General features: G+C 39.5%; 14 protein-coding genes and 4 pseudogenes. 9 read left to right on the top strand and 9 right to left on the bottom strand.

Annotated elements, in window-relative coordinates; all coding sequences use genetic code 11:
- Positions 1–332 precede the first annotated feature (332 nt).
- Together LHL20_RS19945 and LHL20_RS19940 are read left to right on the top strand one after the other, a co-directional pair.
- The gene (locus LHL20_RS19945) at positions 333–647 is read left to right on the top strand and encodes a hypothetical protein (RefSeq protein ID WP_226434546.1); all 315 of its coding nucleotides are present in this window, start codon (positions 333–335) and stop codon (positions 645–647) included.
- The gene (locus LHL20_RS19940) at positions 644–1051 is read left to right on the top strand and encodes a hypothetical protein (protein ID WP_226434545.1); all 408 of its coding nucleotides are present in this window, start codon (positions 644–646) and stop codon (positions 1049–1051) included. The genes LHL20_RS19945 and LHL20_RS19940 overlap by 4 nt, the downstream gene beginning before the upstream one ends.
- 183 nt (positions 1052–1234) lie before the next feature.
- Here LHL20_RS19940 and LHL20_RS19935 read toward each other — a convergent pair whose 3' ends face one another.
- Together LHL20_RS19935 and LHL20_RS19930 are read right to left on the bottom strand one after the other, a co-directional pair.
- Positions 1235–1927, bottom strand: a complete 693-nt coding sequence (locus tag LHL20_RS19935) for a hypothetical protein (RefSeq protein WP_226434544.1) — start codon at positions 1925–1927, stop codon at positions 1235–1237.
- 15 nt (positions 1928–1942) lie between these two features.
- The gene (locus tag LHL20_RS19930; protein WP_226434543.1) at positions 1943–2872 is read right to left on the bottom strand and encodes an IS1595 family transposase; all 930 of its coding nucleotides are present in this window, start codon (positions 2870–2872) and stop codon (positions 1943–1945) included.
- Between the two features lie 173 nt (positions 2873–3045).
- Between LHL20_RS19930 and LHL20_RS19925 the strand changes: the two are divergent.
- The 3 genes and pseudogenes from LHL20_RS19925 to LHL20_RS19915 all read left to right on the top strand — a co-directional run bounded on the left by LHL20_RS19925 (position 3046) and on the right by LHL20_RS19915 (position 5382).
- Positions 3046–3686: pseudogene (locus tag LHL20_RS19925) on the top strand (DNA-methyltransferase).
- Between the two features lie 14 nt (positions 3687–3700).
- Positions 3701–4090, top strand: a complete 390-nt coding sequence (locus tag LHL20_RS19920; RefSeq protein WP_226434542.1) for a hypothetical protein — start codon at positions 3701–3703, stop codon at positions 4088–4090.
- A gap of 2 nt (positions 4091–4092) precedes the next feature.
- Complete coding sequence (locus LHL20_RS19915) at positions 4093–5382, top strand: DUF6575 domain-containing protein (RefSeq protein WP_226434541.1); 1290 nt, start codon at positions 4093–4095, stop codon at positions 5380–5382.
- 146 nt (positions 5383–5528) lie between these two features.
- On the opposite strand, the gene LHL20_RS19910 is transcribed toward LHL20_RS19915, so the two are convergent.
- On the bottom strand, positions 5529–5750 hold the full coding sequence (locus LHL20_RS19910) for a helix-turn-helix domain-containing protein (protein ID WP_413228909.1): 222 nt from the start codon (positions 5748–5750) through the stop codon (positions 5529–5531).
- 185 nt (positions 5751–5935) lie between these two features.
- Between LHL20_RS19910 and LHL20_RS19905 the strand changes: the two genes are divergently transcribed.
- On the top strand, positions 5936–6199 hold the full coding sequence (locus LHL20_RS19905) for a helix-turn-helix domain-containing protein (RefSeq protein WP_226434539.1): 264 nt from the start codon (positions 5936–5938) through the stop codon (positions 6197–6199).
- A gap of 428 nt (positions 6200–6627) precedes the next feature.
- Here the strand turns inward: LHL20_RS19905 and LHL20_RS19900 are convergent.
- From LHL20_RS19900 to LHL20_RS19875, 6 genes and pseudogenes are all read right to left on the bottom strand, one after another.
- A pseudogene (locus LHL20_RS19900) lies at positions 6628–6870 on the bottom strand (transposase); the annotation flags it as partial.
- Positions 6871–6967: 97 nt separating this feature from the next.
- On the bottom strand, positions 6968–7636 hold the full coding sequence (locus LHL20_RS19895; protein WP_226434538.1) for an ABC transporter ATP-binding protein: 669 nt from the start codon (positions 7634–7636) through the stop codon (positions 6968–6970).
- Complete coding sequence (locus tag LHL20_RS19890) at positions 7637–8881, bottom strand: HlyD family secretion protein (protein WP_226434537.1); 1245 nt, start codon at positions 8879–8881, stop codon at positions 7637–7639.
- Positions 8853–11123, bottom strand: coding sequence for a hypothetical protein (locus tag LHL20_RS19885; protein WP_226434536.1), 2271 nt, complete (start codon positions 11121–11123; stop codon positions 8853–8855). Before LHL20_RS19885 ends, LHL20_RS19890 begins: the two co-directional genes overlap by 29 nt.
- 5 nt (positions 11124–11128) lie before the next feature.
- A complete protein-coding gene (locus LHL20_RS19880; protein ID WP_226434535.1) occupies positions 11129–11572 on the bottom strand; it encodes a hypothetical protein in 444 nt (147 codons plus the stop codon).
- Between the two features lie 460 nt (positions 11573–12032).
- Positions 12033–12386, bottom strand: a pseudogene (locus LHL20_RS19875) (DDE-type integrase/transposase/recombinase); the annotation flags it as partial.
- A 77-nt stretch (positions 12387–12463) separates the two neighbouring features.
- Between LHL20_RS19875 and LHL20_RS19870 the strand changes: the two are divergent.
- The 3 genes and pseudogenes from LHL20_RS19870 (at position 12464) to LHL20_RS19860 (ending at position 15671) form a co-directional block, all read left to right on the top strand.
- Positions 12464–13576, top strand: a pseudogene (locus LHL20_RS19870) (IS3 family transposase).
- A gap of 288 nt (positions 13577–13864) precedes the next feature.
- Positions 13865–15160: an AAA family ATPase gene (locus LHL20_RS19865; RefSeq protein WP_226434534.1), complete on the top strand. Its 1296-nt coding sequence runs from the start codon at positions 13865–13867 to the stop codon at positions 15158–15160.
- Positions 15147–15671, top strand: a complete 525-nt coding sequence (locus LHL20_RS19860; RefSeq protein ID WP_226434533.1) for a hypothetical protein — start codon at positions 15147–15149, stop codon at positions 15669–15671. The genes LHL20_RS19865 and LHL20_RS19860 overlap by 14 nt, the downstream gene beginning before the upstream one ends.
- Positions 15672–15913: the final 242 nt, after the last annotated feature.

Raw genomic sequence — 15913 nt, 5'->3', positions numbered from 1 at the left:
ATCCGATCACTTAAGGTAAAACTGGCAAGGACGAAAAAGAAGAAGAAAAAGTGATCGGATAAAACCGAAATGACCGTTCGGATTCACCGAAATACGCAAGGGGAGCTATTCGTCTAGTCAGTAGAAAGGATTACGAGAGCGCTACGGGCGAACATGGTACTACTAGTGTGTCGTCGAGTGGAATATGCACTCAAAACCTCATGGTGACACCCTGCCAGTACCTTAATGACCTTCTTACTCAGTGTGTCGGATGCTCAAAAGCTTGTCACACTGCACATGATCAGCAAACTATATCTATCCTCCGACAAGACCTATCAGTACAGAGTAAACGCTTGATTGATGTGCAGTCGCGTCCACAGTTTCGTAATAGTCAGGCAATGCAGGACTGGTTTAAGTTACACCTTACTAATACGGAAATCTTACGACAATTAATCGATTTAATGACCGACCCAGAGATTTCGCCAGGAAACCTTATTCGTTTCCTTATTGATTCAAAAGAAATTCGTATAAGTGATCTCAAAAACAAACAGGTAGAGGTGCGCAAGTTAGCACTACCAGACACAAAAGCAGCACTTTACCGTGTATTATTAGATGAGCAGGAGAAGGATGACGACACAATTAAACAGTTGCTGGACTTAATTCGATGACATTGCCTAGTTTAAGTTTAAAACAAGTACAAAGGATTGAAGGAGTTATCCAGGGATGGACAACTAAGCTCACATGGGATTTGTTAGTGCAGCGCATTGAGACAGACCTAGAAATAAAAACAACACGTCAAACTTTAAATACGTACTTGTCCATAAAAACCTCCTACCAGGACAGAAAACAAGCCTTGCGCGGAAAACCTACAGAAGCACTTTTAAAGTTCACTAAACAAGACGTTGAGATGGCAGAACAGGTAAAAAGGCTCCAAGCAGAGAATGCCGCATTAAACAAGCGAGTTGAGCGACAAATGGCATTCATAGCCGAGATTGCCGCATTCGCAAAAATTAACCCATCCGTAATGGACGTTTTAGAACGGGTTAAGTTGAAAGTTACTAAAAATAGCTAATGGAGACAATTAAAGATAAGTCTGTGGGCTAAAATTACGCGTCATGCAGTTAACACAGATATTGAGTGATAAGCAGCATTTGCATAATGCATGATTTTTTAAGCTGCCACATGATGTACTGTATTTATATGGCTGTGATCCATTTTTGTGTTGATTGAATAAAATTTCAATATTAATCAACAATTAAAAGAATTCGTTAAAAACGTCCTCAAACTGTTCCCCATTATTCAATCTTTCTAAGCCACTATACATGTCCTTTGGGTTCATTGACTCTACAGCTATTAGTGATGCTTGATAATACTTTACATTGGTGTTTGGGAAGTCACTAAGGTAAAACACCGACTTAATCTTAGCTACGTCATCATTTGTCACATTAATGTTTTCTGATAAAAATGGCTTTCGGTAATCTGCTTTGATCCCTGTGCCTTCAATGAACCAAGCAGGTAATTGAGTTAGTTCAACAAACAAATTTGTTCTATGTCTGACCTCTGCATGAACAAGTTCATGAGCTATTACATCAGTGCTCAGTCCTTTGGGACCTAAAAATATGCATTCTCTGAATAAACCAGAGTTTTGCATACCTGTGGGGTTAAATCCGAACTTGGCATATTTTGTTTCGGCTGTAGCAATGATTCTAGGGTTGGAAGTGGGAGTACCATAGATATCCGAAACCCTTTTAAATGCTGATTCTACAGCATGAGACAGCTCAACTTGCTTCGAAGTGTCGATACTTTGATCAACATAAAAATCTGGTGACACTTCATTGAAGTGTGTTACCCCTATCAGTTCGCAAGCAATGGCATCTTTTTTAAAGTAGCCAAATGAAGCTATAAAAAACGTCATAAAAACAATGATCAATATCTTAAGTATCTTCATTAAAATTCCAAATATTTATAGTGCTAAAACGACCCAGCTATCGTCTTTTTGTGACTGCTCCATTTGCCTAAACCAAGCAATGTAATTATCAAGATAATCAGTACCCACCCCATTAAATTGCCTTAGCCACTGTTTCAAGCGCATCATCCAATTGTTTAGTGTTTGTATGTGGTAGATACCATCTATAACTCTTTGATTATCAATAGCTATAAGGCGTTTATGATCAAGTTCAAAAGGAAGGTTCTTAACAATGGTTTGATAAGACAAATTGCCATCGGTACACAATACACTCTCAGGCGTTAATACTGGTGCTAGTGATTTCTCCAGATCTTCTCTTGTGTTTCTTTGCAAGACGCAGTGGGTGACAGCACCGTTGCGATCTAATGCAAGCATAACTGGTACTTTAGGTATGTCATGGCTCTTAACACCACGCTTACGTGGAGGTCTTTCCAACTGGCGTTTACCCTTGAACGACTCGTTGATAAAGGTTTCATCGGCCTCAATGATCCCATGAAGCTCTGAAGGCTTTCTTTGTCTTGGTTTAGATAATAACTGATGCCGCCAACGCCAAGCGGTTTTAACATTAATACCTAGTTCACTTGCTGCTTCTCTTATCTTGGCTGTAAACCACATGCCTTCTGAATACTGGTGCCATTTATCTTGCTTTTTCATACCAGATAATGGCGTACCAGTCAGTGAATTAAAAGTTCGTTCACAAGCTTTGCATTTGTATCTCTGCTGTCCTCGTGCTGTTGTTCCGTATTTTGTGAACTCATGGCTACCACAATGAGCACATTCGGCTACGCCCTCCTCATGCACAGCAATAGCTTTACCTACATGATTCGAAGAGATCATTTCTTCGATGTGCTGTCGGAGGCGTTTCAACTGAACAAAAGTTAGATCTTCTAGTGTTGCTTGAAGATTAGCAAACTGAGTATTATTCATAGGCGCTCCTAACATAATTTGATTTACTTAGTATAGCAAACCAACACAGAAATGAATCAGCGCCATTTATATACATGATTCAGGGTGACACGATGCTTCGAAATGGAGTGGGAGATGGATTACCCAAAATTGCAGATAACCACGACAATCCTCAACAGTTTAAGCTTTTCAACATGGATGCTGAGGCTTGGCTAAGGGAGATTGACGATGAATCCGTTGATTTAATTATCACTGACCCACCATATGAGTCACTTGAAAAGCACAGAAAAATAGGTACTACCACGAGATTGAAAAATAGTAAGGCATCAAGTAATGAGTGGTTTACTATTTTTCCTAATGCGCGTTTTCGAGAGTTGCTTCATGAGGTATATAGAGTTTTAAAAAAACAGCCATTTCTACCTTTCCTGTGATCAGGAGACTGCATTTTATGTAAAGCCTCTAGCCGAAGAAGTGGGATTTAAGTTTTGGAAACCCATAGTATGGGACAAAATGAAAATTGGCATGGGATATCATTATAGAGCTAGGTATGAGTTCATTTTATTTTTCGAAAAAGGTAAAAGAAAGCTTACTGATTTATCCGTTTCTGATATTTTGTAAGTTCCTAGAATTTATCGTGGTTATCCGACAGAAAAGCATGTTGAACTATTGGAAATACTAATAAATCAAAGTAGTATGCCACTTGAAGTGGTATACGACCCGTTTAATGGGTTCTGGCTCTACTGGCAGAGCAGCGCTTAACCTTAAACGGCGATTTTTTGGGAATGACACGTGTGAAGAGGCTTGTCTCATCAGTAATGACAGGCTAGCAAAATAGTATTAGGATGATGTATGGCTTTAAAGGAATTGGCATATCCCTCAGACTTTCCGAAGGGCGTCCCCCCTTCAAATTCGGTTGCAGCGAATGGTGTTGCGTACAGAGTTGTAGTAAACAATCCCCCCTCACAAACAGATTTTTGTGGGTATTACAGAGAACCATTTGTACGGAAAATTCCTGCTAATCCTAAACCCAATTTTTTTGGCACATCAATGTACAGGCAATATGAAGCTATCAGGATAGCGAGAGATTTGTATAAAAATCTTAGAGGCAAGGAAATTGCTAAAGGCCAGCTAAACTCTGAATTTGGTATGATTTCTAAGGAGCGAGACGACTCTCATTTTGATGCTTGGGTGAAAGAGAATTGCGGTATCGAACAATTTTTTAGCGTGATTGGTAGCTAAGTATGTTTATTTTACCAAAGTTAAATGAGCTGGGTACTAGTAAGCTTCTTAAGGTATATCACCGCTATGATATTCCAAGAACTTTTTTAGTTAGAACAAAAAAGCTTGGGGACTGTGTCGCTTTCTGGTTTGATGAAGATCATACTCATGACTCATGGTATTACGCTCCAGTCAACAGTGACGAAATCGAGAGATTGGAACGCGGAGATATCCAACTTCGAGACGTTTTTACTCATAAGCATCTATATCAAGTAAAAACTGGATATTGCGAGAACTCTGTTGCATCAATTGAAAAAGTCAATTTAACAAATATAGATATTGAAGCCCTACCTCCAGTAGGATTTGGAGTAAAGGCTCTAGGAAATGGCGAGTTTGATATTGAGCAACGCGATCCAGAAACCTTTACACTAAATTCCCATTCTCACGAAATTAGACTTAAAAGACCAAGAAGCAAAAAGCTTATTGAATGGGAACCGATCGAGTTTATTTTAGGGGCATGGAAAACCCTACATAACAATATTTTAGAATCTGTACAAAATATATCTGAGGATGTTGCTGCTTATCCAGGGGTTGCTAATACTGGATCTTATAAAATGCAGTTTAGATCCTCACATAATAATGAAGTTTATATAGGTGTCGAAAAAGTATTTAGTGCGATCAAAAGTGCACAAGGGTCATTAACAAAACTAAATGAACTAAATGTCGATTTATCCATATTAGAGCAGCTTCTTCTAAATCTAGCAGAATACAATCTTCAATTTGAAATTAGAACGAACTCAGGGGCATTAGTTAACACTCTGGATTATAAGTTGATTGAGAGAACAATGCATTCTCTAAGCGAATTTAATCAGCAAAAAATCTCAAGCGACAAAATACCTCAGGCGAATGAAATAGAGCGCGTTATTACTTATATTCAAAAGAAAGCGAGGTGTCTTCCTTTTACTTCGGAGACCGAAGAGATTTCACATAGGCAAATAGGCTATTACAAGACAGCATCAGATCTACTTGGATTAAGTTCGAAGGGTCAACTGACACCAAGCGGTTGGAGACTGTCTGAGTTGGAAAGCGAACAGGATATATTCGGCTTGCTTTGCGATAGGTTTGAAACTTCGCAGTGCGGCTGGGCATGGCTAAAATATTCTGAAGTTAGATCGGCGTTAGACTTAGACCCTGATACCGCTGAAGCTTTCTTGAGGAGCCATTCTACGGGATTGAGCGAATCGACTTTAGTCAGACGCGCATCAACGCTGAGAAAGTGGCCATTGGTATTTCGAGAAAAATTACTACAATAGTAATCTGTTAACAGAAATATTTGATATATGTCTTGGGCAGAAAAATCCAGATTACAGGTCAACGTCATTGCTAAGCAGTCCGTGAAGAGAAAGAGAGAACTTCTGAGTTATAAATTATTTCACTAAAGCCAGAAGTCCTTAGAAGTTTAAGGCAGTTTCTTTTCAAGTATTCTTAGGAAGTCATTCTTTTCGTGTTCTGGCAATCGATCAAACATTTCGACTAGCCTAGCCATCTTTTCGTTTTCACAAAAAAAATAGTTTAATGGGACTTTCAGTTCCGCCGCAATTCTAGAAAGAGTTTGAAGGTCCGGTGTATGTCTGCCTTTTTCATAATGGTTCATTCGTCCACTCGCAGAGCTTGGGTCCAAGCCAATACTAATTCCCAAAGCTTTTTGTGAGACTTTTGCTCGTGTCCGAGCTTGCTTGAGACGAGCGGGGAGTGGGTTTGTAAAATCCAATAGCTAATCATAGACATAATATACGGTACTTAGATTCTCTAAGTTTAAGTCTATCATGTATACTTAGTAATCCTAAGTTTTGTGTTGGATAGATTATGGCTAGGTCTTATTCCGTCGAGGTAAGAAGTAAAGTTCTAGAAAAGGTAAAAGCTAATGAATATCGAGTATCAGAAATTGCACGGCAATTCGGGATTTCAAAGAGCACGATATACTATTGGATCAGTGTCGAAAATCGTAAAAATGCACCTTCCAAAGAACAGTTCATTAGAAGAAAATTAGAAGAAAAGCTCCAGAAAGTCTCTGAGGAGCGTGAAGTACTAATTAAAGCGTTTTCAATTTTTGCGAGAAAAATAGATTAAGATGCAACACATACCGGTTTATAGTGACCATCTTAATAAATTATGTGTAGTGGAGTTTTTTCCCGAGGGAGCGTAACCGCATAGCTATTAAGTGGTCTTAGCGTAATGGGCCCCACTGCTTTTCTAGCAGGTACACCTAGGAGAAAGTCAATCCAAGCAAAAAAACTGTTCATATAGTTAGAGTCATGTCATGTGTAGTAGCTCATATCTGATCTGACAGTTTCGATGAATAGGTTTTCTACCTGACAGGCAGCTAAGACGTGAAGCAGACAGTCACCTAACTCATTTTCGGAAAATCGAACATTTGCAATTTACGGATTACTTTGAATAAGGCTGAGCAGTGCCTTAGTATTTTGCGTGCTGGATTATAGTTCAACAATCATCGCTACATGTGCGATTTCGACTGAGAACTAAAAAAGGCCAGTAGCTTCCTTTAGAATGTCGCACTCCATTGTTACGCGTTTAAGCTCTTTTTCTAGCTGCTTAATTCGGTCGGATTGTTCTTGAGACTGCCTATGTTCTTCACTGTCTGGGCCGTAGGCTTTTATCCAGTTATACAGCGAACTGCTAGTAACTCCCAGCCTCTCAGAAACGCTAGCTATCGAATAACCTTGGTCAGTAACTTGTTTGACGGCTTATATTTTAAATTCTTCTGTAAATCGCTGAGACATCTTTTCTCCTTAGTACACATAATTATAAAGCAATTAAGTGTCTAGAGAAGTCTGGTCGATTCAAGTTATAGGTTCGAGGTACGTCTCTAAATCCCCCTCACCGCCTTTCCAACTTCCCATCGAAAATCGTGAATTTATTTGTGGCCAAGCTGACGATTTCGGCATCATGGGTAACGAGCAGTATGGTGGTGCCTTGGGTGTTAAGAGTTTGTAGAATCTCCCCTATGGCAAGGGTGTTTTTGTGATCCAGATTACCGGTTGGTTCATCGGCAATAACCAGTGTTGGGTTATTAATTAACGCTCGGGCAATAGAAACCCGTTGTTGCTGGCCGCCTGATAACTGGCTGGGGAAATGATGGAGCCGGTGATTAATGCCTAACTGTTCTGTCAACGTTTTTGCACGTTCGACTTTCTCATCACTGACTTTACCATCTAAAAGCTTTGCTGGCAGCACGATATTGTCCATCACAGTCAAATGATCGATGAGTCTAAAATCTTGAAAGACAATACCTACATTAGACAGTCGGGTAAGCGCCAAACTTTTCCGTGAAAGGCCATATAAATCGGTGCCATTATAAGTTACCGAGCCGGAGGTGGGTTTTAATAGCCCGGCGGCCACGTTAACAAAAGATGACTTACCACTTCCTGAAGGGCCGGTAATGGCAATGAAATCACCGTCTGAAATAGTTAGGTTTAGCCCGTTGAGGGGAGTCGTCTTTACAGTGTCAGAAAGATAATCTAAGGTAATGTCAGAAAACGCTATCATTTATCCTCCTACATTCAAGTTTAGGTAACTTTTATTGTCCACTTGTGCCGGAGAGATAAGCACAATGGTTATTGGATCAGTGGTATTCGTTGCTAAAACTAAGGCAGCTTGCTTTGCTTCAACAACCTGAAACTCTGTTAATTGTGCGGTGCTAGTGTCGTCGTCAGCCAGTACATAGAGTTTAATAAAGTCTCCACCTTCATACCAAGATAGCCGGGGCACTTCTAATGCATTGATCAGTTTATTTGAGCGGATTTTAGCGGTCCATTCACTGCCTATGAGCGAGTCTGCGTTACTCGACGATGCCAGTTGCGCGCGAGCGACAAAATGGCCGTTTACGCTTATTTTGTTCACCGATGAAACACTAAGATTAATCGACTTTTCCGTTTGTGGGTTATAAAAGCTAACTCGGTTCCCTACATCTATGGCGTTAAAATAATACTCTGGAATGCTGATAGAAAAGCTTAAATTTTGCGGGTCGCTAATGTCGAATAAAAACTGGCCACTGGTTACGCTGTCCCCTATATTGACATTTACTTCTGAAACAATGCCGGTTAATGGAGATACAATTTTTAGTTCTTCTACTTTTCTTTTTAATATATCAAGGGCTCGTTTTCTTAGAGAAAGCTTCTTATCAAAATTGTCTATTTGGCTCTCGTAAATTCCAGACTTCAACTTTTTAAGGTTACTTAATGACGCCAATTGTGCTGTTAACCGTTTGACCAAAAACTCAGATTTCGTAAAGGTTAGTTTTGAGTAGGAGCCGGTATCGATGAGTTCGATATACGCCCGATGATTAAGCTGTGCCTCTTCAAGCTCAAGTTGCGCGATACCTATTTTTCCTTCTAAATCGATGATAACTTCACGTAACTCTGACTTTCGGATCTCTGAATTGACTTGCTCTGTTTCATATTCGTATAGGGCGGTGTCATATTCATCGATTAAAGCATTGTTGACGATTTCCACTGCAATTTGCCCTGCGTCGATGGCAGAGCCGCTGTTAACCGCCACGGCTTTAACAATACCAGACGAGGAGGCCGCCACACTTCTGTATGACGCAGATTCAAGCACCGCTGAGGCAACCACCACACTATTCGATGGCTTTGTTTGCAGCGCTAAAATTTTGCTCTTGGGTACGTCTATGCGGTCCGTCTTTAAGAAAAAGAAAGCTAAGGCTACCAAACCAAAAACAGCGAGTAATATACGTGTTTTTAGTTTATAGCGCGGCGCTATTACTACATCCATGGTTTAAAAATACCCTTATTTTACGTAAGAACATAAATAGAATCAAAATGAGAATGACAGAGACGACGGCGAGAAAAGCAAAGCAATAGCTTCTAAGTGATGGCCATAAATTTAATCGGTATACAATGAATATCGATGCGCCCAAACAGGCAAAGGTTGCAGAGGCTATCCGCCCCACTAAATACCACAGTGTTTGGCCCTCAGAGGCACCAATGCTTAGTAGTGTATTTATATTCGATTTATAAAAGTTTAATGTCGATTCTGCCGCCGCATAGCAACCAAATACGGCAAGAAAAATAAGAAACCCAGACAGCAAGAAAAGGAAGAATAAATAGAATAGCTGGTTAATAATTTCTCTATTTTTGTAGTCAGTATAATTGATGATGTTGGCTATTTTTAGTTCGGGTGGTAAAACGGATTTAATCTGTTCCACCACTAGGCTTAAATTGTTGGCGGTGGTATTGATTGCAATAAACTCCAACTGGGAAATGGACTTAAGCTTCTGGTAAGCCACCAAGTCAGTGTCATCCAATAGGCCCGCATAGGGAAACTCAGCTTCAATCGCATTAATGTGCATCAGGTATTTTTGCCGGTTTGTGGTACCTTTGTCTTCATCGAGCGTAATGTACTCCATGTAGAGCTTTTGAGTTGCCGACTGGTTTATAAGCCTCTGTAATTGGGGTGAAGCGTTAACATCGAAGCGTACGTCACTGTTTTTTACCACTTTGTCATAGTTGTCACTATTGGTGAGTATTTTGAAATAATCGCCATATATGGCGTTCATTCTTACGTCTATTTTCTTTCCATCTAAAACAAAAGGCGAAAGGATGTCTCTTGTAAGGTAGGGAAACATGGAGGACATGGAATAATCCTCAATAGCATTCTTTTCCACCAATCTATCAAGAACGGTAGTAATAGGTGCGACGCTCTTAGAAAGAACGATATTACCAGTGCTTTCAAAATTGAAGCTATTGTTGTTTAGGTCGATAATGGCAATATTTTCAATATTCTCGTTAAAAAGCCTATCTTTGAGAAAATCAAAATCACGCAAAGTGCTATATGTACTTAAGAGCAATAGGGTTACGATACTCACAGACAAAGTGACGTAGATGCCAAATTTAAACTCATTGATAATTTTGGCCGTCACACGGTATCGAGTCATTGATGATGTAAAGAAAACGGCGCTAAATAGAAAAACGGTTGTAATAACAATAATAATAAAAGGAATAGTGAAAAAGAATTGCTTATAAAGGTAAGGGTAAACACTTATACCAGAAAGGTTGATTGAAAATCTATAACTGAAAAAGGTTAAGCCAAGATAGAACAAAAGCCCTACTATAATGCTATATTTAAATAGCTTTGAAGCCGTAAAAAGCGATGCAGTTGCGATAAACTGCGCCAGAGTTTTGCTTGTCCAACCTAGTTTACTGATTATGCCTATGTCTCTTCTAAAGGACGTATAAACGATGTAAGAGAAAATCAAGCTCTCTAAAACCAGTAAACCGTAAAAAAAACGTTGAATACTTTTGTCAAAGACATTGACTTTTTTATCGAATTTATATTCCAACGAAGAATAATATATGCCTTCAGTTACCAAAAAGTCTTCTGTCGGTATGAATGCTCCTATCTTCCCTATTATTCTATCCTGATTAGCAGATAGATCACGCTTTGCTTTAATAATAATTGATAGGGATTCGACTTCTGACTCTTCAACTATTGCAGAATAATCACTGATAATTATTGCTTCGGGGAGACTTTTGTCATTGTCACTACCAAATGAACCATTGTAGTAATATTTTTTTTCGGCAATGGAAATGACTTCGTTTTTAATAACTTCTTTGGCTAATTTCTGGTGGATATCTTTTCTAAAATAAATGCAGTTGGATGTTTTACAACTAGTGATATTTTCTTTGAAGGCTATCTCATTAGAGAAGTACAAGGCATTGAGTACGTGCAGGCGGTTTATGGTAAAGCTAATAAGGCTTTTTTTCGCTAAAGTGATGCTTCCTTGTTCTCTTTCTAGAGTAGATATTAAAGACAGAAGCTTGCTTTTTTCAATTGAACTTCCATTAAATATAATACTGTTAAAGCTTTCTTTGTTACTAAATAGCCCTTTATTGTTTGAATCTATGACATGACTGATAAATAAGGCACAAATATTAGTGGCAATTAGGAAGATAATCACCCTGAATTGAAGCGCATTTTTACGATAGATGTTTTGTAAAAAGTGATAAAAAATCACAATTTTTACCCTGTTATTATAAACTGAAATACAGCCGTTTCTTGGCTTAATTTGGTACTAGTGATTTTCTCATCTATGGCTCTACATGGCGGGCAGGGCATAGCGTTGCTATCCAGACTGATATAATACAGTTCGTATTTTGTATCTCTTTCACCTTCTAGGTTGAGAAAATCTTTTAACTTGGCGATATTATCCAGCCCTGGGCTTTTGTGGCTCAAGCATTTATCTTGGGTGAAATCGACGTTGGTATTAACTTTTTTTTCAATTATAGAGCCCACTCCGTCGTAGACAATACAGGGAGTGCTCGTATCAACAACAATGAGTCGGGGAACCTTAAAGTCAAAACCGAGAGCGTTAAAATCATTCACGGTTAGGTGTGTTTTCAAAGTAGCACTGGTACAAACAGGTGCAAAAAAAGACGCGAGTAAAAGAATTATAAATCGTTTCATAAATTTCCCTTAAAAAAATGTAGAGCGTTAAAGTTTTACATACGCTCTACTTATTTTTTATAATTATGGTAAATTGATTACTTGACACTCAAGCCAATTACCGCAAACCATGGAGAGTCCATTACCGGTTTCAATAACCTGGCATTTATAAACTTCCTTACACCATAAGGTCATTCCTGCGCTAGCAATTCCAGGCATTAGAATTAGAGCGGCAGCAAGTATCAATTTTCTTTTTAGCAATTTATACATGTATTTTGCTCCTTTAAAATTTAGTAAAGTATACTGCGTACTTTAAAAGAGGCTTTGAATACTTAGCTGCAGGCAGATGGAAGATATTTAAAAACTATCCGTAGCTGGGTAACATCTCAATTCCCTTTGATTAAGTACATAAATTAAACTACCGGATTTTTTGGTTGGTTTCAAATGCTAAATGCCTTTTTTCTGAATCGACCAGACTTTATTAGACTGATTTTCTTTTTAATTCTTCTAGCTTTTCATAAACCAGTGGAGGCATATTATTTGCTTCACCATGCTTGCGTCTAGAGTTATGAAACATTTCGATTTAATTGAATATGTCGGCTCTTGCATGTTCACGTGTTATATAAATTTTTCTCTTAATTCGTTCTCTCTTAAGTAGCTGGAAGAAACTCTCTGCTACCGCATTATCATGGCAGTTCCCTCGACGGCTCATGCTGGCTTTTAGATTATGCTCCGTTAGGAAGTCGCTCCATTCATAGCCTGTAAATTGACTTCCCTGATCTGAATGTATAAGTACCTGCTTTTGGGGCTTTCGTCGCCATACCGCAGCTAGCATTGTAAACCTCCCCTAAACTAGTGGCATACCCTTTTAGAGTTCTTCGGCGTACACTGAGCCAAGAAGGAGAACTCCTGATGAAAAAGTCCCGATACACAGAAACAGAGATCGTTAAGATCCTGAAGGAAGTGGAAGCAGGCCGACTGGTTAAAGAAGTCTGCCGTGAATACGGCATTTCTGATGCCACCTACTACAACTGGAAAGCCAAATACGGTGGTATGGAGGCGTCGGATATCAAGCGCCTTAAAGAGCTTGAGGACGAGAACAGGCGGCTGAAGTCGATGTTTGCCGATCTCAGCCTGGAACACCGGATACTCAAAGATATCGTTGAAAAAAAGCTGTAAAGCCAGCGATCAGACGTGAACTAGTGAATTATGCGAGAGAGCAGCATGGCGCCAGTTTGCGGATGGCGTGTCGCGTAGTTGGCATCAGTGACTCGGTCTATTGATATCAGCCGGATAAAGCGCGCGATAACAAGGTCATCGCCAAGCTCCAGGAAGCCGTTGAACGCTATCCCGCTTACGGCTTCAGCAAGCTACTTAAAATCCTGAAACGTTGGGGGCACGGTTGGAACATACAAGCGTGTGTATCGCATTTACTGTGAGTTAAAGCTCAACAAACGACGACGTGGCAAGAAGCGCTTGCCAACAAGAAACCCTGAGCCACTGGAAGTGCCAGCCCAGGCCAACCATTGCTGGTCGATGGACTTTATGTGTGACAGCCTGCAATGCGGCAGGCGCTTCAGAACGTTTAACCTGGTGGATGACTTCAACCGTGAAGCGTTGGCCATTGAGATTGATTTAAACCTGCCGTCGCAGCGTGTTGTACATGTGCTGGAACGCGTTGTCGCGTGGCGGGGTTATCCTGCCAAGCTACGCATGGATAATGGGCCAGAGTTCATCTCAATCACACTGGCCAGCTGGGCAGAAGAGCATGGCATCATGCTGGAATTTATTAAACCGGGCAAGCCGACCCAGAACTCGTATATCGAGCGTTTTAACCGGACTTACCGCGACGAAATACTCAATATGTACGTCTTCAGAACACTCAATGAAGTGCGTGAACTGACGGATAGCTGGATGACTGAATACAACGAAGAGCGCCCCCATGATGCACTGAATGATCTGACACCATGGGAATATTTAACCAAGCATGAACTGGCCGAAACCTCTAATTATGGGTGTAACTAATTAGGGGAGGTTTACACTTCTAAGAGTTTCATAAATAGTCTTACCTCTAACTATAAGAGGCTCAATTAGAATAAACAGCTTACTCGAAAGCTGCAATAAATGTATTATTCACCCCTTTACGCAAACAATTAACAGATATATCAGAGTAAAACACGTTTGGAGTATTAACTGAAACGGGGGGACCCATATTTAAAGCGCCTCACATACTTTGATTTTTCGATATCTAGCTGTACTATTGGTTGATACCCGCGAAAATAGTACGAACTACATTTTTTTAAGAGTGCCTAAATGGAATTATCAATTGAGGGCTACAAATCTATAGCCTCAAAAAAACAACTTGAAATCAACGGACTAACTATACTTTCAGGCGCAAATAGTTCTGGTAAATCAAGTTTTATGCAGCCGTTCTTAGTCCTAAAGCAAACGATTGAAAATCATTACGATTCAGGTTTCCTCCAACTCCTCGGTGAGAATGCTAAGCTGACCGATTCAACACAGTTGATATCAAAAGTACCCGGTTACAAAAGGAAATCCTTTAGTATTGAAATGAAAAATGGGACGAGATGCTCATCATTAAGTTATAAATACAAAAGAGGATACGGATTACAGATAGAGTCAACTAGACTCTCAGACCAAGATAAAGGTATAGACATCACGTTAAAGGTAGGGATGAGGCATGAAGATATAGCAAGCCGTTTGCCTTCAGAAGACTTTGAATTTATAAATAAATTTTACGAAGAGAAGGACATTAGACCTAAGTGGAAGGCATATCGCAACAAGTGTTTTATAGAAGCAGAGCTTTCCTTCGATGAGGCAAATTTCATACCTGTGAAAGCTGGATTGGAACCAGCGACACAAATTGAGAGATTAGTTACGAGGTTAATTCATGTTCCAGGGCTTAGAGGCAATCCAGAAAGATCTTATAAAATTGCAGCTAGTGAAGATGTTTATCCTGGTTCATTTGAGAAATATGTTGCTGCAATTATAAGTAACTGGTCGAAGCAAAACAAATTTAAAGCAAAATATGATGAGCTCATAAAGCATTTAAAAATATTAGGCTTAGCTAGTAATATCAAAACAAGCAAAGTGAATGACACCAGTGTCGAGATACAAATATCCCGAAGTGAAAATAGTGAAAAGGCTGATTGTGTCAATATCGCGGATGTCGGTTTTGGAGTTTCTCAAACCCTACCAGTACTCGTTGCTCTTCTAGCAGCAAAGAAAAATCAGTGTGTTTATATTGAACAACCTGAACTACATCTTCACCCAAAGGCCCAATTTAAGCTAGCGAACATAATAAACACAGCTGTTAATAGAGGAGTCAAGGTAATTATTGAGACTCACAGTTCAATACTTATAAGGGGTATTCAAATCGCTGTCGTTAAACGGGAACTCGAGAAAGAAAAAGTCTCACTAAATTGGTTTACACAAGACAGCAAATCTGGCGAAACCAATGTTGCTAATGCAAAACTAGATGAGTTCGGAGCATTTGGGGAATGGCCAGAAGATTTCGACGATACGAGTCTCATGGTTGAGCAAATGTATTTGGATGAAGTTGAGGCGCTTGCTCATGAAAAAAGCTAATTTTGATATAGTGATCGATGCTGACATAGCAAGAGCATCAGGCACTTCCGAGCATCCAATTTCTAAGAGCTGCAGAGGTCTATTAGAATCCGTCATGGATAACGACCATTCTGTAACGATGTGTCCTACTCTCACTGCCGAGTGGAAAAAGCATCGTTCTATGTTTGCAACGAGATGGCTTGCCTCAATGACAGCACGGAAAAGAGTTAAGCGAATAACTCCTCATACTGTAACTACCCACTTGATCAATACGAATATAAACAACGAGAGAAAAGCAAAAATAGCACTGAAAGATGCCCATCTTGTAGATGCAGCATTGTCATCCAATGAAATCATTGCATCAAATGACGACAATGCTAGGAATGTGTTTTGTGAGTTGACTCAGACCTGTGGAAATCTTAAATCCGTAAAGTGGTTTAATTGTATAAACGACAAACAGATTCTCAATAACTTTTTATCTACGAATTGCTTTGTTCCACGTGAATATTATCTATGTAGTCCGAAAGAGTAATTTCAATAGATACGCGTAAGTTACAAGGAAATATGAAAAAATTCTCTATATTACTTTCACATTGATTGGAGGCTTCCATAAATGTCTGTCTTAAGACCGGTTAATTTAGTTATTGTTGGTAGTTTTGATATGCGCCAGTGAATTTGTCCACTTCCCCATTAATGAGACAGTGCTGAATTAGAGTTTTCTAATTTTTCTCGGTAAGCTGCCGGAGGCAGGTTACCCAGACTTTCATGTGTTCT

Source organism: Alteromonas sp. McT4-15, assembly GCF_020515205.1.
Lineage (GTDB): Bacteria > Pseudomonadota > Gammaproteobacteria > Enterobacterales > Alteromonadaceae > Alteromonas.
Note: the sequence above shows the minus strand (reverse complement) of the source record. Positions and strands in the feature narration are given on the sequence as shown.

What these genes read in the sequence shown, in the direction of transcription:
- LHL20_RS19905 (WP_226434539.1), top strand. Translation starts at nt 5,936, where the DNA reads ATGGCTAGGTCTTATTCCGTCGAGGTAAGAAGTAAAGTTCTAGAAAAG.
- LHL20_RS19895 (WP_226434538.1), bottom strand. Translation starts at nt 7,636, where the DNA reads ATGATAGCGTTTTCTGACATTACCTTAGATTATCTTTCTGACACTGTA.
- LHL20_RS19935 (WP_226434544.1), bottom strand. Translation starts at nt 1,927, where the DNA reads ATGAAGATACTTAAGATATTGATCATTGTTTTTATGACGTTTTTTATA.
- LHL20_RS19860 (WP_226434533.1), top strand. Translation starts at nt 15,147, where the DNA reads ATGAAAAAAGCTAATTTTGATATAGTGATCGATGCTGACATAGCAAGA.
- LHL20_RS19915 (WP_226434541.1), top strand. Translation starts at nt 4,093, where the DNA reads ATGTTTATTTTACCAAAGTTAAATGAGCTGGGTACTAGTAAGCTTCTT.
- LHL20_RS19940 (WP_226434545.1), top strand. Translation starts at nt 644, where the DNA reads ATGACATTGCCTAGTTTAAGTTTAAAACAAGTACAAAGGATTGAAGGA.
- LHL20_RS19920 (WP_226434542.1), top strand. Translation starts at nt 3,701, where the DNA reads ATGGCTTTAAAGGAATTGGCATATCCCTCAGACTTTCCGAAGGGCGTC.
- LHL20_RS19930 (WP_226434543.1), bottom strand. Translation starts at nt 2,872, where the DNA reads ATGAATAATACTCAGTTTGCTAATCTTCAAGCAACACTAGAAGATCTA.
- LHL20_RS19890 (WP_226434537.1), bottom strand. Translation starts at nt 8,881, where the DNA reads ATGGATGTAGTAATAGCGCCGCGCTATAAACTAAAAACACGTATATTA.
- LHL20_RS19880 (WP_226434535.1), bottom strand. Translation starts at nt 11,572, where the DNA reads ATGAAACGATTTATAATTCTTTTACTCGCGTCTTTTTTTGCACCTGTT.
- LHL20_RS19865 (WP_226434534.1), top strand. Translation starts at nt 13,865, where the DNA reads ATGGAATTATCAATTGAGGGCTACAAATCTATAGCCTCAAAAAAACAA.